Origin of the sequence: Gordonia sp. 852002-10350_SCH5691597, from assembly GCF_001665715.1 — a bacterium.
Lineage (GTDB): Bacteria > Actinomycetota > Actinomycetes > Mycobacteriales > Mycobacteriaceae > Gordonia > Gordonia sputi.
This window is the reverse complement of record NZ_LZMO01000115.1, coordinates 40,931-62,001: the sequence shown is the minus strand read 5'-3', so window position 1 is coordinate 62,001 and position 21,071 is coordinate 40,931. Positions and strand designations below refer to the sequence as shown.

Genomic DNA, 21,071 nt, shown 5'->3' with positions numbered 1-21,071 from the left:
CTGTTTCGGACGCTGGTCGGACATCCTCGGTAGGCGTCCACTGCTGATCGCGGGCGCGATCCTCTCGGCGATCAGCGCCGTCGTCTTCCTGACCGCGGGCCCGGTGTGGCAGCTCATGATCGGACGTGTGCTCTCCGGCCTGTCGGCAGGTATCTACGCAGGTGCGGCGACCGCAGCGGTCATCGAACTCGCACCTCCGAGCTGGCGTCACCGCGCGCCCGCACTCGCGACCGCGGCCAACATCGGCGGACTCGGCCTCGGTCCGCTGATCGCCGGACTGCTCGCGCAGTTCGCCCCGGCGCCGCTGCGCACCGCGTTCATCGTCGACCTCGTGCTGCTGGCGATCGTGTTCGTCGGCATCTGGTTCATGACCGAGCCCGTGACGCGCAAGGAAGGGACCCGCCTGTCGGTTCAGAAGCTGTCGGTGCCGCCGGAGACACGCGCGGTCTTCGCACGTGCCGCGATCGCGGCCTTCGCAGGTTTCGCGGTGATGGGCACATTCACCGGCGTCACCCCGTCGTTCGTCTCGCACGTGCTCGGCATCCACTCGCCCGCACTCGCCGGTAGTCTGGTGTTCCTCCTGTTCGGCGCGTCCGCCGCAGCGCAGATCGCGGGTCGCACGATCCCCACCGAACGCGCACTGATCGCGGGCTGTGCGCTCCTGGTCGTCGGCATGGCCGTCCTGGTGGGCGGACTACTCGCCGCCTCGTTCACGCTGCTCGTCATCGGAGCATTGATTGCCGGTGCGGGACAAGGCCTTTCGTTCAGCAAGGGACTCGCGTCGGTCGTCGCCGCAAGTCCCGCTGATCGTCGCGCCGAGGTGATGTCGACGTTCTTCGTCGTCGCGTACGTCGCCATCTCGATCCCCATCGTCGGCGAGGGTATCGCGGCATCGCACTGGGGACTCAAGACGTCGGGGGTCGTGTTCAATGTGGCCGTCGGTGTGCTCGCGCTCATCGCGCTGGTGTTGACCGCCGTGGCCGTGCGACGCGAGAACGCCCGCGCCTTCGCATGATTGCGCTTCAGGCCAACCGATCCCGGTAAGTCAGACCTCGGCCGGTCACTACTCGGGCAACGAGCGCCGATGCGCGCCGACGCCCTCTCCCACCAGGGCCGCGACGAGGTCGGCGAACCGACGACTACTGGCGAGATCCTCGACAAGCACGACGGTCCCGTCCTCGTCTGCGAGGGGGATGCACCAGTTGGGGTATTGCTCGCTGTCGGTGCCCGGTTGGTTCTGAATCCGACGCTCCCCGACGGCGTCGACGAGCGCCACTCCGAGCAGCACCGACGGGCTTGCCGCGATGAGCCGATACAGCGCTTCCACGGTCTCAGCACTCGTCAGCGCGGTGTCCGGATCGAGCAGCCCGCGTGCACGAGCGAGGTCGAGGATGGCGTCGCGGTCGCGCGCGTCACGGGCGCGTTCCTCCGACTCCGACGTCTCGAGCAATCCGAGCTCAGCGCGTAGATCGATGTGCTCGCCTGCGAGGTAGCCCAGCGTCGGCGGCAGGTCATGCGTGGTCACCGAGGTGAGGCATAGTTCTCGGTACTCCTCCGGCGGGATGGGTGCGTATGGGCCGTGCTCGAACCACAGGATCGACGTCCCGAGGATTCCGCGTTGCGCCAGCGCGGTCTGCACCGTCGGCTCGAAGACTCCGAGATCCTCACCGATCACCACCGCACCTGCCCGCTGCGCCTCGAGTGCCAGGATGCCTAGCAGTGCGTCGTGGTCGTAGCGGACATACGTGCCGCCCGCGGGACCCATACCGTCGGGAATCCACCACAGCCGGAAGAGCCCGAGAATGTGGTCGACGCGGAGGCCACCTGCATGCCGCAGAACTGTCCGCAGCATGTCGCGATACGGCTCATAGCCTGCCGCCGCGAGTCGGCCGGGATGCCAGGGCGGCTGATTCCAGCCCTGCCCCTGCTGATTGAACCCGTCGGGCGGCGCGCCGACGGTCGCGCCGGACGCCAGCACGTCACCGAGCATCCAGGCATCGGCCCCGTGTCGATCGACGCCGACGGCCAGATCGGTGATGATCCCGATACTCATACCCGACGACGTCGCCGCGTGTTGGGCCGCGGCCAGCTGCTCGTCGCAGATCCACTGCAACCACATGTAGAAGTCGACGCGATCGCTGTACCGACGGCGAATTCGCTTGAGGTATCGCGGATCAGAAGCCTTGTCCGGCCAGGCGGTCTCATCACTTCCGAACCGTTCTACGAGAACACACCACGTAGCGAAACCCTTGAGCCCCTTGCCCTCTCGCTTTCGGAACCGCAGAAAGGCGTGATCTCGACGCTTACTGCGCGGAACGTCGTGGACGAGTTCGAGCACGTCGAGCTTTGCCCGGTATGACTTGTTGCGCTTGATTCTCGACGGATCGAGGTCGTCGGTGAAGAACTCTTTCTGCAGTCCCTTGATCCACTTGCGTTGCGCCTTCGGCAGATCGTCGGTCTCGGGGATCTCCTCGATCCTGATGTAGAGCGGATTGACGAAACGACGCGTCGCAGGCAGGTATGGCGATGCCTCGACAGGTGGGCGTGGTGACGCGGCATGCATCGGATTGACCTGCACGAAGTCGGCGCCGTAGACACTGCCCGCGACCTCGCATACCTGGGCGAGGTCGGCAAAGTCGCCGACCCCCCACGACGACGCCGAACGCACCGAGTACAGCTGCAGTGCCAGCCCCCACTGTTGCGCGCCGAGCAGGTCGTCTGCGGTCGAGAGCCGACGTGGTGTGACGATCAAGGGTGCAGTCGCGTTGACGTCGCGCGCCGGATTGGCCGCGACGATCTCGTGATAGCCCTGCGGCAGATCCGACGGCAACGCGAACGTCGCCCGCCCGGTGAGCACACCATCGACGTCCCGCGGTTGAATCCATACGTCGAGCTGTGTCGGCGTGAGCGTGTCCCCCGATTCCGTTCGGATGCAGACCGCAACCGGATCGCCGTGCGGAACGTGCACAGCAAATGTCGTGTCATCACCCTCGGTGACAACGGTGACCGGGGGCAGGAAGGACCGCCACGGGGCGACGTCGAGTTCTGCCAGGGACTGCTCGATCTCGACGTCGGTGCCTGCCGCGACGTCGAGCGATGCGAGCACCGCAACCAGCGTGTCCCGCGATACCTCGTGATACTCCTGATCCCAACCGGTGTAGCCGATACTCACTCCGCAGCGCTGTGCGAGCTCGGCCAGCCGGTCACTCACCTGATCGGTCGTCACGTCTGCATCGTCTCACCGATTCGGCGGGGACGCGCGCTCACCGACAACCTTGCGCGACGACCCAGCACGCAGTTGAATTCTTGTGACCCCGATCACTGCACACTGGGAGTATTCATGGCCGACGACACGCTCACCCTCGACCCAGCAACCACCGCACTGGTTCTCATCGAGTACCAGAACGAGTTCACCAGCGACGGAGGCGTTCTGCACGACGCCGTCGCCGAGGTCATGGACTCGACGGGGATGCTGTCCAACACCGTCACACTCGTCGACAAGGCCCGCGCCGCAGGCGTGACGATCATGCACGCACCCATCACCTTCGCGCCGGGCTACGGCGAACTGACCCGACACCCGTACGGAATCCTCAAGGGCGTCGTCGACGGCAACGCCTTCGTGAAGGGCACGTGGGGTGCCGCGATCGTCGACGATCTCACCCCGACGGAGGGCGACATCCTCATCGAGGGCAAGCGCGGCCTCGACACCTTCGCGAGCACCAACATCGATTTCATTCTGCGCAGCAAGGGAATCGAGACGATCATCCTCGCCGGATTCCTCACCAACTGCTGCGTCGAGTCGACGATGCGATCAGGCTACGAGAACGGCTACCGCGTCATCACGCTGACCGACTGCACCGCCGCGACGTCGCCGGCCGAACACGAAAACGCCATCTCGTTCGACTATCCGATGTTCTCGCTGCCCGTCGAATCGTCGGAGGTTCTCGCGGCGCTGTAGGTGCCGGCCGGGCCTCACACCCGCCCGTCCACGCCCGCGTGATGCCGTGCGAACGTGATGTCAGACGGCGAGCGGCGGTCCGATGCCGAGGTCGCGCCACCGGCGGCATTGATACGTGGATCGACGCCGCGGGCAACCCGACCTATCGCCGACATGGTGTTGCCTCATAGTGTGCGGCAGGATCTCGTACGCCCCGTCGAAGTTCGATGCGCTCACTCGTTGGTCGAGAAGCGGCAGCAGCGACATCTCTGCGTCACTGGCCGTGTCGAAAACGTTCTGCACGACACTGCCAACCACCTCGAACACCCGCGCCATTCCCTGTCGTCTCCCGCGCACAACACCCCAATCACCACGCGACGACTGCGCGCGCTCGATGATCTCCTAGAAGAACTGGTCGCTGCGGCGGATCAGCGAGGTGGCGACGACGCTGATCAGTCCGGTCAGCACCAGGTAGCCCGCGGCCAGCCACGGCGTGCCACCCGCCGCGCCGAGCAGCGCGGTCAAGATGAGCGGCGTGAGACCCGACGCGTAGATGCCGGAGAACTGATACACCACCGACAGCCCGGTGTAGCGGACCGGCGTCGGATACAGGCTCGCGAACAGCGTGCCCTGCGCGCCATAGAACAGGGCGTGCACCACGCCGAACACCGCCACGAGTCCCACGGTGAACCAGATGAGGTCGGCGGTGCCGAAGAGCGCGAACACCGGGTACACCGCAAGCGAGTAGGCGATCATGCCCGCCAGGTACACGCGCTTGGGGCCGAACCGGTCGGTGAGCACGCCCGACACCGGTAGCAGCACGGCCATCACCAGCGAGGCGATTGTCACCGAGATCAGCACCGAGACCTTGGGCAGAACGAGTTGTGTTGTCGCATAGGCGATCGCGAACACACCCCAGGTGTTGAACGCCGACCCTTCACCCCAGCGAGCGAGCAGCCCGAGCACGGTGTTGCGCGTATACGGTCGACGCACCACCTCCTTGAGTGGCGCAGACGATTTCTGGGAGAGTTTGTCGACCTCCCGGAAGGCGGGCGTCTCGTCGACCTTCAGGCGCACCACGAACCCGATGACGACCAACACGATGCTGCCGAGGAAGGCGATGCGCCATCCGTAGGCGAGGAACGCGTCGTCGTCGAAAACCACCTGCAACAGCGCGAACATCGCCGTGCCCAGTGCGAGGCCGAGCGCCAGACCGATCTGCGGAATCGAACCGAAGAAGCCTCGACGCCCCCGCGGACTGTGCTCGACGGCGAGCAGGACCGCACCCGCCCACTCCCCGCCGAGCGCGAACCCCTGCACGACGCGGAGTACCAGGAGCAGGATCGGTGCGACGATCCCGACCTGCGCGGCCGTCGGCAGCACGCCCATCAGTGCGGTCGCGAGGCCCATCATCACCATCGTCAACGCCAGCGTCTTCTTCCGGCCGATCCGGTCACCGATGTGACCGAACACGACGCCGCCGATCGGACGCACCACGAACCCCACGGCGAAGGTCGCGAACGTGAGCAGAGTGCCGACGAATCCGCTCTGGTGCGGGAAGAACACCGTGTTGAAGACAAGACTCGCCGCGGTCGCGTACAGAAAGAAGTCGTACCACTCGACGGTCGTCCCGAGCAGACTCGCCACCGCGACGGTCCGCAACCGCCGACGCCGCTCGCCGTCGGTCTCGTCTGTCCGCGGCTCCGCGCTTGCAGCGGTCGGCGTGCTCGCGGCGTTCGGCGTGCTCGCGGCGTTCGGCGATCCGGCGAGCGGATCAGATGCGGTCGTGGGAGTCGCAGTCACGGTTATTCGACGCTACGCACCACCACGCCGATGAGCCCAGACCATGAATCACGGTGATCTCAACTAAGTGTGATCCCCACCGGCCGTCACCGTGCGACGCACACCACCGGGGCGTCGGCGCCGAGGCCCCGCAGCGCCAGGGACTGCGCTCGTGGCGAGTAGGTGAAGTCGGTGTGCTCGGTGTGGTCGTCGGCGCAGCCGTTCTGGATCACGATGTTCTCGACGCGGGCACCGGGACCAGCCGTCAGAAACGAAGCCGTGTACGGCGTGGAGACCTCGTCGTAGATAGTGGTGAGCACCGTGTAGCCGATTCCCGGCAGAGTGTCACCACCGCGGTTGAGTCGAGTGATGAACGCCGACCCCACCTCTTGATCCGCACCGGCGGGGCCCGACGCTGCGCCAACCTCGGAGCTCATGTCGATGCTCACTGCCCGGAGATCGTTCTCGAGACCGACCAATCCGTTCATCGTCGTACCATGATTGGTCGCGACCATTGTCACCACGTGAGACACCTTGTTGCGCTGAGGATTCGACGCATCCGCACCACCGTGGAACTTCAGGTAGCCGCGCGCGATGACACCGCCCTGAGAGTGGCCGACGAGATCGACCTGGCGCGCACCGGTCGCCCGCAGCACCCGATCAACGAACGCACCAAGCTGTGCCGACGACTCGTCGACGTGGCCCGCGCCGTACTCGCCGCCGTGCTGCCGTGCGGGTATTCCGCCACCATCGGTCGCAGACAGTATTCCCAGGTTCGGTGCGAAGACACAGAATCCGTGCCTCGCAAGCACCGGCGCAAAGCCTGCCCAAGTCTGATACGCCGATTCCCAGGTTCCATGCACCAGAACGACGGGACGCGGATGGGCAGCAGATGGTCGACAGGCCCAGTTGTTTGCGCCCGGTGGATTCGCTTCGGGATTCGAGAATCGTGCCGCCGCGCGGAAGTTGGACTGTACGGGACCGCTACCCACGGGGTCTGCACCGACGCTTGTCGCCGCATCCGCCGTCGGCGCGAGAAGCGCTGCGGCCAGGAGCGCCGCAGACACTGCCGTGACGACCGTCGACCCGATGCGACGTGAACGAATCGGACAAATACGAAATCCGTTGCGCAGCACTGATTCCCCCGTGAATTGACTGGTTTTGATCATAAATTCGCGATTGAGCATAGGGGCCAATGGGGGCGCAAGACCGGTCATGTGGTCGGTCAGTAGTTGCTCAACCGAGTGTGTCGCCGCTCGCATCGCCTGTTCGAGGTGGTCGGCGCTAATGCGGGCAATTCGTGGCAGGGGCAATTCAAAAGATCAGGCATTTCAGAACACCGCGATGCGGTCGCTACCCGAAGAGAACTCCCGGGTTGAGAAGCCCCGACGGATCGAGCGCAGCCTTGATCGCCCTCATCGTGTCGAGGTCGACTGCCGATCGGCCAAGCCCGGTCCAGGCGACTTTCGCGCGGCCGATTCCGTGTTCCGCGCTGATGCTGCCGCCGTGGGCGGAGACGATTCGAAACACCTTGTCACTCAACGATTCCACCGATTTCTCGGCGACGTCGAGCAGGTTCACGTGGATGTTCCCGTCGCCCACGTGCCCGAAAAGGATTGGCCGACAATCGTCATCAGCGATGGCAGCGAGCTCATCGAAGGCCACCGGCAATTCCCGCAGCGGAACCGAGACGTCGAGCTTGACCACCGGCGTCGTCGTCGACCGCGCAATGGATTCGGTATGACTCTCACGTACGAGCCACAGATCGCGCGAAGGACCCGGTTCCACGACCGCGTCGACGACGCCCGACTGACCGTCGAGCACTTGCAGCACAACGTCTTCCGCGTCGTGCGGACCCGAGACCTCCAGGAGGACATAGAACTGCGCGGGAGTCGACACGGCCGTCGGACTCCGTGCTCGTGCACCAGGTCGACGCCCGCCTGGGTCATGATTTCCGCGGCCTCTGTAGTCAGGCCGGCATCGGATACGGCGTCGATCAGCGCGAGTGCAACCGATACGTCGTCGATCGCAGCGATGAATACGACGGTCGCTCCGGTCGTCGGAACCAGGCGGACGAGCACGCGCGTGATAACGGCCAGGGTTCCCTCGCTCCCCGCGAGCAGGCCCGGAATGTCGTATCCCACATTGTCTTTCACGAGACTGCGCCAGCGGCGCAGGACCTGTCCATCTGCGCGCACGGCCTCGATCCCGAGTAGCTGACTGCGGGTGTTGCCATGCCGGATCATTCGGGTGCCGCCCGCGTTGGTCGCCACCATTCCGCCGAGCGTTGCCGACTCGCGCGACGCGAGATCGACGCCGAACCGGAGACCCACACTCGACGCCCGCGCATCGAGTGCCGCAAGCGTCACCCCTGCCTGCACGCCGACGCTGCGACCGACCGTGTCGATCTCGTCGATGTCGGTCATACGTGTGGTCGACAGCACAATCGCCGGAGTCGAGGCATCGGCGGGCGGGATCGACCCGCCGACAAGCCCGGTATTGCCGCCCTGCGGACAGATCGCGATACCTTCGTCGGTGCACAGCCCGACGACCGCGGACACCTCCTCGGTGGTGCGGGGTCTGACAACCGCGACGGCGCTGCCGGTCCAGCGACCTGTCCAGTCGGTGAGGTAACCCGCCATCGCATCGGCGTCGCTGAGGACGTGCGACGACCCGACGATGTCGCCGAGTCTGCCGAGGGCGTTGAGTCTGCCACTCACTGGATCACCGAGGTCAGGGGTCACCACCCGATTATGCTGGCTTGATGGCCTCCGCGATCGGCGTGGAGCCGTCGTTGAACTCGATGAACGTGCCGATGGTCGACGGCTCGACGATCACGGCCGCCGCGACCTGCGCGACGTTGTCGCGGCTGGTGTGCCCCTTCGTCCAGTCGCCCTTGTGCGTGACGTCGATGCGGCCGGTGCCCGGGTCGTCCGTGAGTGCACTCGGTCCGAGAATCGTCCATTCCAGGTCGGTCTTCTTCAGATACTCGTCGGCCTCGGCCTTCGATTCCGCGTACGCGTAGAACGAATCACCTTCCGGCACACCGTGATCGGGTCCGGCGCCGAAGTACGAAACCATGATGTATCGGTCGATGCCTGCCGCTTTCGCCGCATCCATCGACCGGATGGCCGCATCCCGGTCGACGGCGTAGGTGCGTTCTGGACTTCCACCACCAGCACCTGCCGACCACACGACGACGTCCTGTCCCGCCAGGACCGAGGCGAGGCCGGCCGTGTCGAGCTTCTCCACATCTGCGAGCAGCGGCTCCGCGCCGGTCGCCGAGACGTCGTCGGATTGGGCGTCGTTACGAATGACGGAGGTGACCTTGTCTCCCCTGTCGCTCAAGATCTTGGCCAGTCGCAGTGCGATCTTGCCGTGTCCGCCGATGATGATCACCTGGGTCATGAGAGTCCTCGTTTCGTCGGTGAATGGGTCGCCACATCCAACGTACCGACGCCGACGGCTCATTCCTCCCGAAGCACAGACACCCCTCGAGCGAACACCCTTCGCCGAGTTTACGATTCGATTACTTAGCATCAAGCAACTATATTGATCGTGGCTGGGTCCCTTGACCGACTTCTCGTCATCAGGGCATTCGTAGCCCGGAAAACAACACAGTTATCGACAAGTTCGACCAATCGAGCACGATTGACAAAGAAGGTGATCACCCTGTCCGACTCCACTTCAATCATCTCCACGACGCTCGACGGGGCAGGCACCAACGACGTCGCGGTGCTGCACCATCATCTGGTTCGCGTCACCCGCGCACTTCGCACCAGTGGGACCGGCAATCTCAGCGTCGGAACGGCATCGGCGCTCTGGACGATCAACGCGCACGGCCCGCTGCGCATGTCGGCACTTGCCGAGCGTGAGTCGGTCGCGTTGCCGACGATCTCACGCCTCGTCGCGAGCCTCGAGCAACTCGGGTACGTGACCAGGACACCCGATCCCGAGGACGGTCGGGCGCGTCTCCTGGTGGCAACCCCCGAAGGCGCGGATGTGATCACGCACGCTCGTACCAAAAAAGCCCAGTTACTCGGAGCCGCGATGGAGCGGCTCGATTCTCAGCAGCGAGAGCGCGTCCACGCGGCCATCGAGGATCTCGCCGACGCGCTGGCAGAGGAGATCTCGACCTGACGGCATCACCTGCTCCGCGGAGTGCCCCCCATCCCCACCACCAGATATCTCCACTGACGACTTCCTCCGTTCACTGACTTTGCAAAAGGATTCACATGACCACTGCGGTTAACGGCGCCGGGTCCGCCCAACCGGCACAGGCTCCCGCTCACGATCCCCACTACAAGTGGATAGCGCTGTCGAACACGACGCTCGGCATGCTGATCGCGACCATCAACTCATCGATCGTGCTCATCGCGCTGCCTGACATCTTCAAGGGCATCAACCTCAATCCGCTTCTCCCCGAGAACACCAGCTACCTGCTGTGGATGATGATGGGATTCCTCGTCGTCACCGCGGTGCTGGTGGTGAGCTTCGGACGACTCGGTGACATGTTCGGTCGCGCCCGGATGTACAACATGGGCTTCGCCATCTTCACCGTCTCGTCGATCCTGTTGGCGATCACCTGGTTCGACGGCAGCGAGGCAGCTATCTGGCTGATCTTCTGGCGCATCATTCAGGGCGTCGGAGGAGCGTTCCTGATGGCCAACTCGTCGGCCATCCTCACCGACGCCTTCCCACCGAACCAGCGTGGTCTGGCAATGGGCATCAACGGTGTCGCAGCCATCGCAGGCTCGTTCCTCGGCCTGCTCGTCGGCGGTTTGCTCGCGCCGATTCAGTGGCATTACATCTTCCTGGTCTCAGTGCCCTTCGGCGTCGTCGGAACCATCTGGGCCTACCTCAAGCTGCGTGACACCGGTGTCCGCAAGCACGCCAAGATGGATTGGTGGGGCAACGTCACCTTCGCCGTCGGCCTGGTCGCGATCCTCATCGCCATCACCTACGGCATCCAGCCCTACGGCACCTCGAACATGGGGTGGACGAACCCGTGGGTCCTCGCCGGCCTGATCGGCGGTGTCATCGTCCTGGCCATCTTCGTGCTGATCGAGACCAAGGTCGCGAGCCCGTTGTTCGAACTCTCTCTGTTCCGCAACCGCTCCTTCGCATACGGCAACCTCGCCAACCTGATGGCGTCGATCGGTCGTGGTGGACTGCAGTTCCTGCTCATCATCTGGCTGCAGGGAATCTGGCTACCGCAGCACGGCTACGACTACAGCCGCACCCCGCTGTGGGCAGGTATCTACATGGTTCCGATGACCATCGGCTTCCTCCTCAGCGCACCGGTGTCGGGCGCGCTCAGCGACAAGCTGGGCACCAAGTGGTTCACCACGCTCGGCATGCTCATCACTGCAGGCACCTTCGCGGCACTCATCGCGATCCCCGTCGACTTCGACTACTGGGTGTTCGCACTGATCCTGCTGATCAACGGCGTCGGCATGGGCCTGTTCGCCTCGCCGAACCGAGCGGAGGTCATGAACAGCCTTCCGATCACGTCTCGTGGTTCCGGCGCGGGCATGATGACGACGTTCCAGAACGCTGCGATGGTGTTGTCGATCGGCCTCTTCTTCTCGCTGATGATCGCGGGTCTGAGCCAGCACCTGCCGACGGCCATGTACAGCGGACTCACGTCCAACGGCATGCCGTCGGAAGCTGCCAACGGAATCGCGCACCTGCCGACGGTCGGCATTCTGTTCGCCGCGTTCCTCGGGTACAACCCGATCAAGGAGGTCGGGGGCCAGGCACTGCAGTCACTTCCGCAGGCCAGCGCCGATCACCTCACCGGGCTCAACTTCTTCCCGCACCTGATCAGCGATCCGTTCTCCGACGGCCTCACCGCGGCGTTCACCTTCGCCATGATCTGCTGCGTGATCGGCGCGATCGCGTCGCTGTTCACCGGCAGCAAGACGATGAAGGTCGAGACGGTCGACGGTGCCGCCGCGGAGTCGCATCAGCCTGCCGAATCACTCGGCGAAGAGCTCGCCGCCGTCGCCGCCGACGCGAGCGAGATGCCCGGCGAACTGGTGACCCCCGACTCGTCGCGCCGTTCCTGACGCCGCCGCCGGTCGAGCCCGATCCGCGGGTCAAGCCCGATCCGCTGGTCGAGCCGATCCGCTGGTCGAGCCCGATCCACGGGTCAAGTCGATCCGCTGGTCGAGCTTGTCGAGACCATCCCGCGGCACCGGTCCTCGCCCCGGGGTGGCCTGGCTCGGTAGATGTGTGTCGTTTGTGAGGATGTGGGTGCTGCAGCACCCACATCCTTACGTTCGACACACATTTGGGCCGGAGCAACCCCACTCCTCCGGCTGAGCTCATGCCCGCTGGTGGAGCCTGTCGAGACCACCCTCAGTCGTGAAACTCGTTCTTCGGGAGTCGTTCCCGGGCGTCGGCCGACCAGCGGGCAGCGCGGACCCGCAGGTTCCAGCGAGCAGGAGGCACGGTGAAATCCATCCACCGACCGTCGCCGAGCCAGAGTGACCAGAGATCCTCGTCGGGAAAATCGCCCATCCGCACGTAGACCCGTTCACCCGCTGCCGTCGCGGTCAGCCAACCCTGGTCGGTCGGATCGTCGACGAACTGGGCTTCCGCAGCGAGTACCGACTCCAAGTCGACGACGCGATCGGCACGACTCACCATTGCTCTCCCCCTCGTTGATCCACCCCGGGCGTCACCTCGAAACCCCGACTACCCCGAGCTCAGTCGTCGAGCCCCACGCTGCTGACCGCGGCGACGACCTCACGACACAGCTCGCGCCCTTCGCGGAGCGGCACTATGCCGGTCGTGTGGACCAGGTACGCGACGTTCCCACGCGCAAAGACCTCGTATCGCAGTGCGCAGAACCTGCGCTCGCCGAGATCGAGGTACGTCCCCGTCTGCAGCGACGCACCCTCCGTGCGAAACCCTCGAGCAGTGGTGACGACGTCGTCTTCGTCCCAGCCCGGCAGGGCGCGGGCCTCGACGGGCGCATGGTCGAGAAGTGCACCGAGGTCGGTGTGATGGTCGACGATGAACCGGGTGAGCACGATCGCGATGGTGCCTTCACAACCGTTTCCCGCGACGAATAGGCGCAGACATCCCGGCGACTGTGCGGCCTGCCAGGCGTCGTCGAGGTCGATGGTGATCTCGCCGGGCACCGACATCGGATCGGTGACCCGATGCGCGGAGACCGCCATGCGGGTGAGTCGGTCGAGAATCGGCACCGGGGCATCCACCGCCCGCGCAGCTTCACTTGATCGTCGACGCCGTGCCGCGCCGGCGCTGCGCGGACTGTGCGCGCTGTGTCCACCCAGACGGGTCGACGTGGCTCCGGGCCGATCACGACGATTCATCCGGGTGAAGAACTCGCCCGTTCGCGTATCGATTTCGCCTGTGACGGCGCCGAAATCGGCCTGGTCGGCAAAGCCGGCAGCAATCCCAGTCGAGTCGGCGATCCCCGCCGAGTCGTCTGGGCACTCGGCGGGGTCCGCGGACCCGGTCGTTTCGGAGTCCTGTGCGGCCCCTGGTGGGTGGATCGGTTCGGCGAGCGTGGTCGACTCGCTCATCACGGCTGGGTCGGGCGCATCCGGGCCGGTCTGCACCAGGAGCCGGGTCACCGGTACGGCATCGCTGTCAACGGACACCGGACAATGGTACGCACGTAACAAACCTGGTGACCATCTCGCGCGGGAGTTGGACGTCCCACACCTCACCGAATCCGCTGAACTGAATCATGCTGTCGCGCTAGCGAATTCGCGGGTGATCGTTTGCCGTCCTCAGAAGCCCGATGAACCACCACTCGACCTCGAGGACCGCGACGACCGGAAGAGCATGTAGCCGCCGTAGATCGCGAGGGCGATGAGCCCGACCCAGAAGAGTCCCTTGAGTACCGGGCCGATGATCGCGAGCGCAATCAGCGCCACGACAACGATCCCCAGGATCTTCCAGAAGCCCATTCCCGAGCCGTTGTTGTTATTGCTGTTCGACGATGTGCTGGTGCTGTCATATGAAGTGGTCATGACTCCACGATGCGCGAGATCTGCAGGGAAATCACCTGTTCGGAACCGATCTGGGGGAAAGATCAGGGGCATCCCCGAGCCGGCTGCGGCGCGGTGTAACTCCACCCGAGGGATGCCGGATTGCCCCACGCACACCGGTCCCGGAACCAGCCGATGCAGATGTCGGCGATGAGTTCTGCAGAGGCGCTCACGAGATAACCGTGGGTGCAGTCGTCGAAGCGGTCGTCGAGGCGCCACCGATTGCGCACCGACCGCGGTACCGAATAGCCGGAAAGTCGAGGACGCTCCATCAGGGCAGTCGACAATCTCACCAGGTAGACATCGCCGTGCAGGACGTGCACCTGGGCGCACTCGACATCGGCGTCAGGGGCAACTGTGGTGTCGAGTCCCGCGGGTCCGAGATCGAGTACAGCCGCGTTCGGCATCGCGCCCAGCTCCCGGATCAGCCACGTCCGCATCTCCGCCCAACCGGGCGATGCGGACGGCCCGCGCGACACATTGTGCGTAGTAGGGGTGTTCATTTTGCCATGCCTCATCTCGGCGATCGGATGCGCTCTTACACGCGCACACCACAGTGAAGCACCCACCACCGACAGATTCGTCGAACACATACTCGACAAGGTCCGTGTCGCAGCTACTTCTTCTCCGGTTCATCGCGGCCGAGTGCAGCGTCGGTCTGTGCGTCCGCATACCCGGGCTTGGTGATCCAGTTGGCCTCCAGGCCGTCGGCGCGCTTCTGCGCCTCGTACTCCTCGGCGATGTTCTCGTGGTCGACAGTGATCAGCGGAGACCCGCCGAACTCCCGATACAGCGCGAAGACGACGAGCACCAGCCCGAGCACCGCGCACACCCACGTGCTACCCGGAACACTCGACCAGCCGCGATCGACAACGTCGACAATCGCCCACACAACCCCGACCAGTCCGATGCCGACCAGCACCCCGAAGACACCTCTACCGCGCATCGATTACACCTTTCGCCTGCATGTTCCCGCCGCACGCTCGACCCGGATCGTTCGTAGCCGATCCTGCCACTCCACCGCACGACCCGAGGACCTACGACACAAAACGAACCGACCACGGCAAGATGGCCTCATGCCGATTCCCGGATTCATCACCGAACTGCGCTACCACGTAGGGCATATGCCGCTATGGCTCTCCGGTGTGAGCGGAGTGGTCCGTGACGACCGCGGACACATCCTGCTCACGCAGCGCGCCGACACGGCCGAATGGGCAGTCGTCTCCGGCGTGCTCGAACCGGGAGAACAGCCGGCACGAGCGATCATCCGGGAGATCGCCGAGGAGACCGCCGTCGACGCGGAGGTGGTTCGATTGACCAGCGTCGACGTCACTCCGATGGTCACCTATCCCAACGGCGATCAGACGCAATACCTCGACGTGTGTTTCCTGGTCCGCCACGTCGCAGGTACGCCACGCGCAGCCGACGACGAGAACACCGATGTCGCGTGGTTCGCGCCAGATGCGTTGCCCTCGAGCCTTTCCGAGACGTCGAAGCTGCGCATCGAGAAGGCACTGGCCGACACCTCGGAGGCGTGGTTTCAGCGCTGAGTCAATCAGCGTCGGTCATCTGCTCGGCGATACGCCGGTAGTGCTCGGCTTGCGCCGGATAGTAGTCGTCGAAATCGATGTCCTCGACGCCGGCTCCGACCACGACCGCGACCAGCCGATCAAGGTAGTACTCCCAGCCGGGACCAACGGTCTCGACGCCGCCCGTGTCGTCGAAGATCTGCCGCATAACCAGCTTGGTGAGTCCGTCGACCTCGCTCAATTCGACGCGCAGATCCCATACGAGCCCTTCATCTTCCGACACCACCTGCAGAATCCGGGGCGGTGTGCACTCGACGATGTTCCATGGAGTCGACGCCACGTCGTCGCCTTCGGCGGTCATCACGAGTTCGACCCGACCGGATTCAGGGTCGCCGGTATAGGTGCCGAACCATCGCCCCAACCTGTCGGATTCGGTGACCGCAGCCCACACGTCCTCTATCGACGCACGGAACTCGCGTTCGAACTCGATAACGTTGCGCTCACTCAGTTTTCGGTATCGTCCCGTCGGTTCGGGGATCATCCCGCCTCCTCTTTCCCATGGGATCGCCGCAGTGACCGCTCGCCTTTCGCGCAGTCTTTGCGGGTTCTGTACACCTCGGTGGCGAGCGCATCGAGGGCATGCTGACTGATCGGTGGCAACACCTCGCTCTGTGGCCGATCGAGTGATGTCAGGGAGGCGACGTACTTCGTCACCTCGTCGAGCGCCGCCGGACGCAATCGATGCAGCCGCTCGCGTCCCCTGTCCTCGACGCAGACAAGTCCCGCGTCGTCGAGCACCCGCAGGTGCCTACTCACGGCGGGTCGCGAAATCGTCGCCTCGGTAGACAATTCACGCGTGAGGTCGATCACGCGCATCGGCGCCGTCGCGATGTGGTCGAGAATGCGTCGTCGGACCGGGTCTGCCAATGCGTCGAAGATGTCCTGCACACAGCAAATGGTAACTAATCAGTTACCAATTTAAGAAGACTTTCTCTCATCCGCTGCTGTCCGAGTACAGCGATCGACACCGGACGGTGACCTTCGGATCGGAATAGCGCGACGGTGCCTACGCCTTGAAACAGTTATGGCCGATTCAACGAACTCAGACTCCTCGACTACTGACTCAGCGAAGACACCGACCAACGAGAACACTCTCGACATCGAGTCGGCCGCCGTCACCGCGCGGCAGGCTGTGGCCAACGAATACGGCGAACCTTCGACGGTCGTCGAGATCGTGAAAGCCGAATTGCCACTCCCCGACCCAGGACAAGTCGTCATCGATGTCACGGCGATCGGCGTCAATCCCGCCGACGCCAAGACCGTGCGCGGAGTGATGGGCACCGACGAATCGAAACTTCCCATTCCTATCGGCAACGAACTCGCAGGCGTCGTCCGTGCCGTCGGCGATCCACTCGACGGCCAGACACCTGGCTTCGCGGTCGGCGACGAGGTCATCGCCTACCCGATCTCAGGCGCCTACGCCGACCACGTCGTCGTCAATGAGAAGTCGGTTCACCGCAAACCGGCAGGACTCGATGACGAACATGCGGCGAGTCTCCTGCTGGCAGGTGTCACCGCGGCCGACGCGATCGCCACCGCCGGCGTGCGCGCCGACGACACCGTGCTCATCCACGGCGGCGCCGGAGCGGTCGGCGTGATCGCGGTGCAGTTGGCACGCAAGATCGGAGCTACCGTCATCGCCACCGCCGCGCCCGCCAATCACGACCATCTGCGCGAACTCGGGGCCATCCCTGTCGCATACGGCGACGGCCTTCTCGAGCGTGTACAAGCTGCTGCGGAGAAGCCGGTCACGGCGGCGATCGACACGGTGGGCACCGACGAGGCAATCGACGTGTCCCTCGTGCTCGTCGACGACCGCGACCGCATCGTCAGCATCGCGGCGTTCGGACGCGGCGACGACGGCATCGTGCTGATCAACGGTTCCACTCCGCAGAGCAAAGAGAACCGCAGCAACGCAATCGACGACCTCATCACAGACGCGGCATCGGGCGCTCTGGTGACAGACGTCGCCCGGACGTATCCGTTGGACCAGGCCGCCAAGGCACTCGACGACATCTTGTCGTCGCATCCGCGCGGCAAGTTCGTATTGCTGCCCTGACCCCTTCGGATCGAATTATCTCGCCAGATAGGCCTCGGCCACGACGCCGCGCATGCAGACCGAGCGTGCACGGAGTCCCCCGGCTATCGCGATGTATCTGTTAGTTCCATAGACGCGAAAGGTGTTCCATGACAGTCCCACTCATCACCCTCAACAACGGCGTCGAGATCCCGCAGCTCGGTTTCGGTGTGTTCCAGATCGAGCCGGAGAAGACGGTCGACGCGGTGCGGACCGCGCTCGACGTCGGCTACCGCCACATCGACACGGCCGAGATGTACGGCAACGAGAAGCAGGTCGGTGAGGGCGTCAACGGGTCCGACATCCCGCGCGACCAGGTGTTCATCACCAGCAAGCTCAACAACGGATTCCACGCGTACGACGACGCACTCAAGGCCACCGACCAGACGCTCGCCGACCTGGGCGTCGACGCCGTCGACCTGTTCTTGATCCACTGGCCGCTGCCGGAGGTCGGGGATTTCGTCGAGACATGGAAGGCGCTGGAGAAGATCTACGCCGACGGCAAGGCGCGAGCCATCGGAGTGTCGAATTTTCAGAAGCACCACCTCGAGCGGCTCTTCGCCGAGACCGAGATCGTGCCCGCGGTGAATCAGATCGAGGTGCACCCCTATCTGACGCAGGACGATCTGCGGGCATTCAACGCCGACCACGGCATCGCGACCGAGGCGTGGTCGCCGATCGCGCAAGGCGACGTCCTCGACGACCCGGTCCTGAAGAAGATCGCCGAGGAGAAGGGTAAGTCGACTGCCCAGGTCACCCTGCGGTGGCACATCCAGCGCGGCGACATCATCTTCCCCAAGTCGGTCACCCGCTCGCGCGTCGAGGAGAACTTCGACATCTTCGACTTCGAGCTGTCCGGCGACGACGTCGCAGCCATCGACGGCCTCAACAAGAACAAGCGCCGCGGCCCCGACCCGGACACCTTCAACTACGTGCCCTGACCTGCGCCGCGCAAACGGTTCGCTCCCGCTCGGCGAAAAGCCGAGCGGGAGCGGCGGCTTTCGCCAATCGAGCTGGTCCACCGCTGATCGAGCCACTCTTCCGCTGATCGAGCCACTCTTCCGCTGATCGAGCTTGTCGAGATCACCCCTTCCGCTGATCGAGCGGGCGCGAGCGCAGCGAGCACCCGAGTCGAGATCACTCCCCCACCCCGAAACATCTCGCGAGCACCGTCGCGCACAATGAGATGAATGAAGATCTCGCAGCGCGCCCAGGAGGTCGCACCGTTCTACGCGATGGACTTCGCGAGCAGAGCGGCCGCCGTCGAGGCGCAGGGCAGCCCGGTGATTCGGCTGAGCATCGGCGAACCCGATTTCGGTGCTCCGCCTGCATTTCTCGCGGCAGCCCGAGAGGTCTCCGACGGCCGCCCACTGACGTACACGGGCGCACTTGGCCTCCCCGAACTACGTGAGGCCATCGCCGACTTCTATCGCCACCACTTCCGCGCCAACGGCGTCACGGCGGAGCAGGTCGCAGTCACCTCGGGAGCGTCGGCGGCGCTGCTTCTCGCATGCGCCGCGCTGATCGACCCGGACGACGGTGTGCTGATCGGCGATCCGTCGTATCCGTGCAATCGACAGTTCGCGCAGGCGTTCGGCGCGCGCGTCAGCTTGGTGCCGACCGGCGTCTCCGATCGCTTCCAGCTCACCCCGGATGCCGTCGACGCCGCGTGGTCGGAGAGCACACGCGGGGTGATCGTGGCGTCGCCGTCGAACCCGACCGGCACGTCGTTGCCCTACGACGAGCTCGTCGAGCTGTGCCACCGCGTTGCCGCGCGCGGCGGGTGGAGCATCGTCGACGAGATCTACCTCGGACTCTCCGATCCCGGGCCCGACGGCCGGCCTCCACGCAGCGTCCTCGCCGATCCCACCACCGGCCCCGATGTTGTTGTGGTGAACAGCTTTTCGAAGTACTTCGGCATGACGGGCTGGCGGCTCGGCTGGTGCATCCTGCCACCCGACATGGTCGACGTCGTCGAGCGCCTCGCGCAGAACTTCTACGTGTGCCCACCCACGCCGGCACAGTACGCTGCGCTGAGCTGCTTCAGTCCGGAATCCCTTGCGGTATGCGAAGATCGACGCCGCGAGTTCGTCTCGCGCCGACAACTCGTACTCGACGCACTCACTGCGATGGGCTTGCGTGTGCCGGTCATCCCCGACGGCGCGTTCTACGTGTACATCGACGTCTCCGACACCGGACTGGGCTCGTGGGAATTCTGCGAGCGCGCACTCACCGAAGCACACGTCGCACTCACTCCCGGAAAGGATTTCGGCGCCGCAACGGCCGATGATCACGTCCGACTGTCGTACGCGGCATCGACGGCCGATCTCACCGAGGGTCTCCGACGTCTCGCATCGTTCGTCGAAGGTCTGGCGTCATGAACCTCGACGGCACTGACCTCGACGACGTTGCACTCGATCACGTAGTCGACGCCGCGCCAGCGGATTGCGCGCTACCCGGCGTCGTCGTAGGTGTAACCACTTCCCACGACACGATCTACCTCAAAGCTGCAGGTCCACGGACCGCGGGCACCGATGAGGCGCTGGCCAAGGATGCCGTTCTCGCACTGTTCTCGATGACCAAACCGTTGACCGCAACGCTGGCACTGCAACTCGTCGACGACGCCCTCCTCGACCTCGACGCCCCCGCGTCCGAGTACGCCCCCGACCTCTCCGGGATCGGCGTCCTCACCGGATTCGATGGAGACACACCGGTGGTGCGCGCACCACGGACACCTGCGACTACCCGCCAATTACTTACTCACACAGCAGGATTCGCCTACGACTTCTTCGATGCCGACTGCGCGCGAGCGATCGCGGACCTCGGCCTGCCCGACGTCGCGACCGCGACCAAGGCATCGCTGCAAGCACCACTGATGTTCGATCCCGGAACCCGATGGGAGTACGGGACGAACCTCGACTGGGTGGGCAGGGTCATCGAAGGCGCGACCGGACGCCGACTCGGCGACGTCATGTCCGAACGCCTACTCACGCCGCTAGGCATGCGCGACACCACTTTTCGTCGCGGACCACAGATGCTCGAGCGGAGCGCGACCCTGCACGTACGCACCGGCGACGGTCACCTCAAGGCATTGCGGCCACCGACCTCGCCCGACGATCCCGAACTCGATATGGGCGGCCAGGGCATCTACTCCACCGCCGAAGACTTCCTCACCTTCATCCGCTTCTGGTTGCGCGGCGGCAGATCCGACTCGGGGCAACAGCTCCTCCGCCCGGAAACGGTCGACGCCGCAACACGCAACCACCTCGGAGCGCTCGGGATCACGCCGCTCCCCGGCGTCAACCCACGCAAGACCAACGATGTCGACTTCTTTCCCGGCGTCGACAAGGGGTGGAATCTCATCGCGATGACAAACAATTCCCAGGCACCGACCGGACGCAGCGCGGGCTCCATGGGCTGGGCCGGGCTGGCCAACCTCTACTTCTGGGTCGATGCCCAAAGAGGCATCGGCGGACTCTGGGCCACCCAGCTCCTACCGTTCTTCGACCCTGCCGCCGTCGCCGCGTCGCAGCAGTTCGAGAAGGCGGTCTACGACTCCCTGCGCTGAGCGCGCCTGGTGACACCGCGGTCCGGAGCCGACACCGAACGTCGCGCCGCACGAGCTGTCGGGGCCGGTGCGCGGCGTCGAGAATATG

The 21,071-nt window shown here is 64.8% G+C and carries 20 protein-coding genes and 1 pseudogene; 9 read left to right on the top strand and 12 right to left on the bottom strand.

Features of this window, described 5'->3' with window-relative positions; genetic code table 11:
- The coding region (locus A5777_RS08835; RefSeq protein ID WP_064862373.1) for an MFS transporter at positions 1-1,015 on the top strand (1,015 nt) is incomplete at its 5' end.
- 48 nt (positions 1,016-1,063) lie between these two features.
- On the opposite strand, the gene malQ is transcribed toward A5777_RS08835, so the two are convergent.
- Positions 1,064-3,226 (bottom strand): 4-alpha-glucanotransferase, encoded by a 2,163-nt coding sequence (gene malQ, locus A5777_RS08830; protein WP_064862372.1) that lies wholly within the window; start codon positions 3,224-3,226, stop codon positions 1,064-1,066.
- A 114-nt stretch (positions 3,227-3,340) separates the two neighbouring features.
- On the opposite strand from malQ, the gene A5777_RS08825 reads away from it, so the two are divergent.
- Positions 3,341-3,958 carry a cysteine hydrolase gene (locus tag A5777_RS08825; protein WP_005203718.1) on the top strand — a complete coding sequence of 206 codons (618 nt, stop codon included), beginning with the start codon at positions 3,341-3,343 and terminating at the stop codon, positions 3,956-3,958.
- A 381-nt stretch (positions 3,959-4,339) separates the two neighbouring features.
- Here the strand turns inward: A5777_RS08825 and A5777_RS08815 are convergent, their stop codons facing one another.
- The 4 genes and pseudogenes from A5777_RS08815 to A5777_RS08800 all read right to left on the bottom strand — a co-directional run bounded on the left by A5777_RS08815 (position 4,340) and on the right by A5777_RS08800 (position 9,127).
- Positions 4,340-5,740, bottom strand: a complete 1,401-nt coding sequence (locus A5777_RS08815) for an MFS transporter (protein ID WP_064862370.1) — start codon at positions 5,738-5,740, stop codon at positions 4,340-4,342.
- A gap of 86 nt (positions 5,741-5,826) precedes the next feature.
- Complete coding sequence (locus A5777_RS08810; RefSeq protein WP_231894995.1) at positions 5,827-6,888, bottom strand: esterase/lipase family protein; 1,062 nt, start codon at positions 6,886-6,888, stop codon at positions 5,827-5,829.
- Between the two features lie 184 nt (positions 6,889-7,072).
- A pseudogene (locus A5777_RS08805) lies at positions 7,073-8,439 on the bottom strand (FAD-binding oxidoreductase).
- A gap of 31 nt (positions 8,440-8,470) precedes the next feature.
- The gene (locus A5777_RS08800) at positions 8,471-9,127 is read right to left on the bottom strand and encodes an SDR family oxidoreductase (protein ID WP_064862368.1); all 657 of its coding nucleotides are present in this window, start codon (positions 9,125-9,127) and stop codon (positions 8,471-8,473) included.
- 255 nt (positions 9,128-9,382) lie between these two features.
- On the opposite strand from A5777_RS08800, the gene A5777_RS08795 reads away from it, so the two are divergent.
- A complete protein-coding gene (locus tag A5777_RS08795; RefSeq protein WP_156527450.1) occupies positions 9,383-9,859 on the top strand; it encodes a MarR family winged helix-turn-helix transcriptional regulator in 477 nt (158 codons plus the stop codon).
- 95 nt (positions 9,860-9,954) lie between these two features.
- Positions 9,955-11,790: an MFS transporter gene (locus A5777_RS08790; RefSeq protein WP_064862367.1), complete on the top strand. Its 1,836-nt coding sequence runs from the start codon at positions 9,955-9,957 to the stop codon at positions 11,788-11,790.
- Positions 11,791-12,082: 292 nt separating this feature from the next.
- Here the strand turns inward: A5777_RS08790 and A5777_RS08785 are convergent, their stop codons facing one another.
- The 5 genes from A5777_RS08785 to A5777_RS08765 form a co-directional block, all read right to left on the bottom strand.
- Positions 12,083-12,373, bottom strand: coding sequence for a hypothetical protein (locus A5777_RS08785; RefSeq protein ID WP_064862366.1), 291 nt, complete (start codon positions 12,371-12,373; stop codon positions 12,083-12,085).
- Positions 12,374-12,432: 59 nt separating this feature from the next.
- Positions 12,433-13,356 (bottom strand): LpqN/LpqT family lipoprotein, encoded by a 924-nt coding sequence (locus A5777_RS08780; protein WP_064862365.1) that lies wholly within the window; start codon positions 13,354-13,356, stop codon positions 12,433-12,435.
- Between the two features lie 132 nt (positions 13,357-13,488).
- Positions 13,489-13,731: a hypothetical protein gene (locus A5777_RS08775; RefSeq protein ID WP_039854792.1), complete on the bottom strand. Its 243-nt coding sequence runs from the start codon at positions 13,729-13,731 to the stop codon at positions 13,489-13,491.
- Positions 13,732-13,793: 62 nt separating this feature from the next.
- Positions 13,794-14,252, bottom strand: a complete 459-nt coding sequence (locus A5777_RS08770; protein WP_064862364.1) for a hypothetical protein — start codon at positions 14,250-14,252, stop codon at positions 13,794-13,796.
- Between the two features lie 113 nt (positions 14,253-14,365).
- Positions 14,366-14,695 carry a hypothetical protein gene (locus tag A5777_RS08765; protein WP_064862363.1) on the bottom strand — a complete coding sequence of 110 codons (330 nt, stop codon included), beginning with the start codon at positions 14,693-14,695 and terminating at the stop codon, positions 14,366-14,368.
- 130 nt (positions 14,696-14,825) lie between these two features.
- Between A5777_RS08765 and A5777_RS08760 the strand changes: the two genes are divergently transcribed.
- Entirely contained in the window at positions 14,826-15,299 is a 474-nt protein-coding gene (locus A5777_RS08760) for an NUDIX hydrolase (protein ID WP_064862362.1), read from the top strand.
- A gap of 1 nt (position 15,300) precedes the next feature.
- Here A5777_RS08760 and A5777_RS08755 read toward each other — a convergent pair whose 3' ends face one another.
- Both A5777_RS08755 and A5777_RS08750 read right to left on the bottom strand, forming a co-directional pair.
- The gene (locus A5777_RS08755) at positions 15,301-15,819 is read right to left on the bottom strand and encodes an SRPBCC family protein (RefSeq protein ID WP_064862361.1); all 519 of its coding nucleotides are present in this window, start codon (positions 15,817-15,819) and stop codon (positions 15,301-15,303) included.
- Positions 15,816-16,226 (bottom strand): ArsR/SmtB family transcription factor, encoded by a 411-nt coding sequence (locus tag A5777_RS08750; protein WP_005203748.1) that lies wholly within the window; start codon positions 16,224-16,226, stop codon positions 15,816-15,818. The genes A5777_RS08755 and A5777_RS08750 overlap by 4 nt, the downstream gene beginning before the upstream one ends.
- A gap of 136 nt (positions 16,227-16,362) precedes the next feature.
- On the opposite strand from A5777_RS08750, the gene A5777_RS08745 reads away from it, so the two are divergent.
- The 4 genes from A5777_RS08745 to A5777_RS08730 all read left to right on the top strand — a co-directional run bounded on the left by A5777_RS08745 (position 16,363) and on the right by A5777_RS08730 (position 20,983).
- On the top strand, positions 16,363-17,397 hold the full coding sequence (locus A5777_RS08745) for an NADP-dependent oxidoreductase (RefSeq protein WP_064862360.1): 1,035 nt from the start codon (positions 16,363-16,365) through the stop codon (positions 17,395-17,397).
- 128 nt (positions 17,398-17,525) lie between these two features.
- A complete protein-coding gene (locus A5777_RS08740) occupies positions 17,526-18,356 on the top strand; it encodes an aldo/keto reductase (protein WP_064862359.1) in 831 nt (276 codons plus the stop codon).
- A gap of 249 nt (positions 18,357-18,605) precedes the next feature.
- On the top strand, positions 18,606-19,796 hold the full coding sequence (locus A5777_RS08735; RefSeq protein ID WP_064862358.1) for an aminotransferase class I/II-fold pyridoxal phosphate-dependent enzyme: 1,191 nt from the start codon (positions 18,606-18,608) through the stop codon (positions 19,794-19,796).
- On the top strand, positions 19,793-20,983 hold the full coding sequence (locus tag A5777_RS08730) for a serine hydrolase domain-containing protein (RefSeq protein ID WP_064862357.1): 1,191 nt from the start codon (positions 19,793-19,795) through the stop codon (positions 20,981-20,983). Before A5777_RS08735 ends, A5777_RS08730 begins: the two co-directional genes overlap by 4 nt.
- The last annotated feature ends 88 nt before the right edge of the window (positions 20,984-21,071 follow it).